Here is a 765-nt window from a genome sequence, read left to right on the forward strand (position 1 = left end):
GCGGCGGCTTGGCCGATCCAGGGCCTGATGCGGCATTTCCGCGGCGAGGTGGAGCGGCGCATCGACGAGTTTTCGCGCAATGCGCACCGAGCCGAGCCGGTGATGGTGGCGGCGGAATAGAAGAATTTCTGAATGCGGGCGAAAACCCGAAGCGAAATACGGGCAAGTGCCCGATTTGAAATACGGGCAAGGGCCCGATTTGAGACAACCGGGGCGGGCGAACGAAAAAACGACCAGGAGAACTCTATGGCGCCGTATTCGACACCCAACCCGCTGATGCCCAATTTGGACCAGATCGAGAAGATGAACCAGGACTTGACCAGGATGATGCCGAAGGAGATGGCCAGCGCCGTCAACCTTCTCGTGCATCCTGTGGCGGGTGCGGCGGCGATGTCGGCGCTTGGCCTTGGGCTCGCCAACCACGCTTTCGGCGTCTGGCTGGGCGCGCTTTCGGGAGCGGCCGAAGCTTCGCAACGGCTGTTGCAGCCGATCGTCGATGATTTCGAGGCGCGCGTCGCGCAGTTCGACGACCCGAATTCTTCCTCCACCAAGGCGCGGGCGACGGCGAAAACCATGATTGCCGAGGCGCAGTCCTTCGCCCAGGAAGTCACCGATATTGCCGCCAAGGAAGCCGCTACTGCCGTGCCGGCCGCAAATGCCGTTCCGGCAACGGGCGACTCCGGCCATGTGCTGATGCCCGAGGATTTCAGGCAGCCAGAGGCTATGGAAAAGCCCGCCGAGCCGGCGGATCTCAAGGCTATATCG

The 765-nt window shown here is 62.6% G+C and carries 1 protein-coding gene; it reads left to right on the top strand.

The genetic code is table 11. The features are described from left to right. Positions 1-246: 246 nt before the first annotated feature. Positions 247-765, top strand: a 519-nt coding sequence (locus tag EN993_RS20915) for an NADH-ubiquinone dehydrogenase (protein WP_127264689.1), incomplete at its 3' end; no start/stop codon positions are given.

Source organism: Mesorhizobium sp. M7D.F.Ca.US.004.01.2.1, from assembly GCF_003997785.1.
GTDB lineage: Bacteria > Pseudomonadota > Alphaproteobacteria > Rhizobiales > Rhizobiaceae > Mesorhizobium > Mesorhizobium loti.